Here is a 3,884-nt window from a genome sequence, read left to right as displayed (position 1 = left end):
GATGAGTCCATGAAAGTGTCCACTAAAAACTGAAGTGGACACTATCTTGCGCAATCCATCGGGCGCCTTACAGATGGGATTACCGGACGGATACCACGTGGCCGCCGAAGGGTCACTTCCAGTTCGGTCCGCAGCCTGGACAGGGGCGACCGCAGCTCGTGGGAGGCGTCGCTGGTGAACCGGCGCTGGATCTCAAAGCTTTGTTCCAGGCGGTCGAGCATTTCGTTCAAGGTGCTCACCAGCCGCCCCATTTCGTCTTGGCTGCCGGGATGTTGCAGGCGTTCGCTGAGGCTGGCTTCGCCGATGTGGCGAGCCTGGCGCACTATCCCGTCGATGGTGCGAAACACCCGCCGGGTCAACACGGCACCGGCCGCTCCCACCGCCAGGATCAATGCCAACCCCATACCAATAAAGAGCAGGGATGCGGACTTCATGACGTGGTTGACGTCATCCAGCGATCCGGCCACCTGGATGGCCAAGCGCGATCCGCTCACCCGAACCGGCACGGATACCATGCGCGTCGGTTCCTCGCCGAACCGCGGAAGGGTTTCAAACACCGTTTCTCCGGCAGCCATGTGTTCCAGTAAGGCCGGCGGCGCGGGCAAGCGCGCCGCGCCCAGATTCGTACTTTGGGCCAACACCCGGCCATCGGCAGCGATGACCTGCAACAGGCGGTCGAGGCGGGCAAAAGAAGGGGGTACTGGACCGGCAGGCACTTCGTGGATGGCGATGGGCTGTGACGGGCTTTCCGCCAGCAGTGCCGCATCCAGTTGGCCATGGACCGCCCTGTACAGACTCCAGTACCCGGCGAAACCGGCCAAGGCGAGCACGAGGACGATTACGCCGAGATGGACAAGTGCCAGTCGCCTGCGGAAGCTAAGCACGTCCGTTTTCCTCGAGTGCCAGCCGGAACCCTCGGCCTCGCACCGTATGTATCAGGGGGTTGGCGCCGGGGATGTCCACCTTCCTGCGCAGATTGCTGATGTGGGCATCGATCAAATTGTCCAGTCCAATCTGATCCGAGATCCAGATCTGTTCGGCCAGACGGCTGCGACTGACCACCTCGCCCGGTCGGCGCATGAGCGTCTCCAGAATGGCGTATTCCTTGGCCGTCAAGTTGAGAGGTATTCCGCCCCGCATGACTCGGTGGCTCTGGGGGTCCAAAGTAAGATCGGCGACGGTCAGGATCACCGGCCGCGCCATTTCGGAGCGGCGCAGCAGCGCATGAATGCGGGCCAGCAGTTCCTCGAAGGCGAAGGGTTTGGTGAGATAGTCGTCGGCTCCGGTATTGAGGCCGGCGACGCGATTGCCCACGGTATCCTTTGCCGTCAGCATGAGGATGGGTGTCGTCACGCCCCGCCCACGCAGGTCTCCGCAAAAAGCAATTCCTTCCTTTTCAGGCAACATCCAGTCCAGCAGAATCAGGTCGTAATCCACCATCCAAGCCTGCTCATCGGCGTGTTCAGCCGAATGTGCGACATCAACCACGAAGCCTTCCTCCTGAAGTCCTCGCGACAGAATTTTCGCGGCTTTCCTGTCATCTTCGACCAACAGGACCCTCATAGGGCTTTCCTGTCATCTTCGACCAACAGGACCCTCATAGGACAGAACCTTTTCTTTCTTCGTGCAAGCGGAAATTCATCCGCCGAATTTTATCCGCCGATTCGATGGGCACCGCGATCCTGAAGAAGAATTCAGGTTTTCTTGAGCTTTTCTTCAGGCGGGCTTCGCTATCCTAGGGCGCATTCCAAACTGCCCTTCATCACACTCTTCACGCTTTAGGAGAAGACCATGAAGCTTGAAACACTGAAGCTTGTGCTTACCCGGCGCCTCATCAGGAAACATTTCACCCACCATTTCCGCCGCTTGGCGATCCTGGAGACGCTGCGCGGCGTGCAGGTCGCCGGTGAAGTGCCCGCGACGCTAAGCCAGTCCTTGACAGACGCGGCCCTCCAGGACCCCGAAGAACTCCTCGCCCGCTTGAACACCCACGCCAATGGCCTGGATGAGCTGGAAGCCAACGCGATCCGGGATCGCGTCGGCCGCAACGAGGTGGAGCACGAGAAGCCCCTTCCATGGTGGCTGCATCTTTGGCATTGCTACAGCAATCCCTTCAGCCTGCTGTTGACGATGCTGGCGGTGATTTCCTACTTCACCGAAGATCTCAAGGCGGCCGTCGTCATCTCCCTGATGATCGTGCTATCCACCGTCATCCGCTTCGTGCAGGAATCAAAGTCGAATCGGGCTGCGGAGAAACTCAAGGCCATGGTCAGCAACACCGCCACCGTGTTGCGGCGTGACGTTGCCGAAACCGTCGCGACCGATGCCCGCCGCTGGTATGGCATCACCTTCCATCCCAAAGAGGCGCTGCCGATGGATATCCCCATGCGCGACGTGGTGCCCGGCGACTTGGTCCTGCTGTCCGCGGGCGACATGATCCCGGCGGATCTGCGGATCCTCACAGCCAAGGACCTGTTTATCAATCAGGCGGAGATTACCGGTGAGTCGCTGCCGGTCGAGAAATTCACACAACTAACCAAGTCTGATGCCCGCAGTCCCATTGAACTGGAGAGCATTCTGTTCATGGGTACCAACGTGGTCAGCGAAACGGCCACCGCCGTAGCGGTGGAAACCGGCCCAAGGACCTAATTCGGCGCGCTCGCGCAGCGCGTGATTGCCACCGACCGCGCGCCGACGGCCTTCCATGTGGGGGTCAACCAGGTCAGTTGGGTGCTCATTCGTTTCATGATGGTCATGGCCCCGATCGTACTGTTGATCACCGGCTTCACCAAGGGCGACTGGCTGGAAGCGGCATTGTTCACTCTTTCGGTTGCGGTAGGTCTGACGCCGGAGATGCTGCCCATGATCGTGACCGCCACCCTGGCCAAGGGCGCGGTGGTTACGTCCGGCAAGAAGGTGGTGGTCAAGCGCCTGGATGCCATCCACAACTTCGGCGCCATGAACATCCTGTGCACCGACAAGACTGGGACGCTGACCCAGGACAAGGTGGTTCTGGAGCATCACGCAAACCTATTCGGCGAGGATTCCGACGAGGTGCTCGAGTACGCCTATCTCAACAGCTGCTATCAGACTGGCCTGAAGAATCTTCTGGAGGTGGCTGTGCTGGAGCATGGCGAAATCCATCGAGAACTAGAGGTCACCCGGAATTTCCGCGAGGTCGACGAGATACCTTTTTATTTTCACCGTCGCCGTATGTCGGTGGTGGTGAGCGAACGCCGGGACCGTCATCTCTTGATCTGCAAGGGAGCCGTGGAGGAAATCCTCGGCGTCTGCACCCGCATTAGCCATGGCGAACGAATCGAGACGCTGGACGATGTCGCCCTGGCGTGTGTGCGGGAAACCACCCGGGAATTGAATGACGACGGCCTGCGAGTGATCGCCGTGGCAATCCGCGAGTTCGAGCCGGATCGGGAGACCTACCATGTGGACGATGAATCCGACCTGGTCCTGATCGGATACATCGCCTCCCTCGACCCGCCCAAGGAAACTGCCGCGCCGGCACTGCAGGCGCTGAAGGATAACGGTGTGGCGGTGAAAGTCCTCACCGGCGACAACGAACTGGTCACCACCAAGGTCTGCCGGGTAGTGGGTTTGCCGGAAAGCATCCCGATCTTGGGGCCGGACACCGAGGATATGGACGACGATACGTTGGCGCTTACGGTGGAGGCCAACACGGTGTTCGCCCGTCTAACACCTGCCCACAAGGAACGCATCGTTCGGGTGCTACGCAACTGCGGGCATGTAGTGCGATTTCTCGGCGACGGTATCAACTGTAGAAGTTCAGACTTGATCTGACAGAGTTCCTTGCCGCGAGGTGGGGTTACCCGTTTTGATAGAGGTGCGAATCTTCATCGAAACGGCGC

4 protein-coding genes are annotated in these 3,884 nt (G+C 59.8%); 2 read left to right on the top strand and 2 right to left on the bottom strand.

Going from position 1 to position 3,884, the window contains the following annotated elements:
- Positions 1–41 precede the first annotated feature (41 nt).
- Both EK23_RS21120 and EK23_RS21115 read right to left on the bottom strand, forming a co-directional pair.
- Positions 42–884, bottom strand: a complete 843-nt coding sequence (locus tag EK23_RS21120) for a HAMP domain-containing protein (protein ID WP_052808430.1) — start codon at positions 882–884, stop codon at positions 42–44.
- Positions 877–1,563: a response regulator transcription factor gene (locus EK23_RS21115; protein WP_045227379.1), complete on the bottom strand. Its 687-nt coding sequence runs from the start codon at positions 1,561–1,563 to the stop codon at positions 877–879. Before EK23_RS21115 ends, EK23_RS21120 begins: the two co-directional genes overlap by 8 nt.
- A gap of 228 nt (positions 1,564–1,791) precedes the next feature.
- Between EK23_RS21115 and EK23_RS24945 the strand changes: the two genes are divergently transcribed.
- Together EK23_RS24945 and EK23_RS24940 are read left to right on the top strand one after the other, a co-directional pair.
- The gene (locus EK23_RS24945) at positions 1,792–2,649 is read left to right on the top strand and encodes a P-type ATPase actuator domain-containing protein (protein ID WP_052808429.1); all 858 of its coding nucleotides are present in this window, start codon (positions 1,792–1,794) and stop codon (positions 2,647–2,649) included.
- A 21-nt stretch (positions 2,650–2,670) separates the two neighbouring features.
- Positions 2,671–3,816, top strand: a complete 1,146-nt coding sequence (locus tag EK23_RS24940; RefSeq protein WP_052808428.1) for an HAD-IC family P-type ATPase — start codon at positions 2,671–2,673, stop codon at positions 3,814–3,816.
- The last annotated feature ends 68 nt before the right edge of the window (positions 3,817–3,884 follow it).

Origin of the sequence: Methyloterricola oryzae, from assembly GCF_000934725.1 — a bacterium.
Lineage (GTDB): Bacteria > Pseudomonadota > Gammaproteobacteria > Methylococcales > Methylococcaceae > Methyloterricola > Methyloterricola oryzae.
Note: the sequence above shows the minus strand (reverse complement) of the source record. Positions and strands in the feature narration are given on the sequence as shown.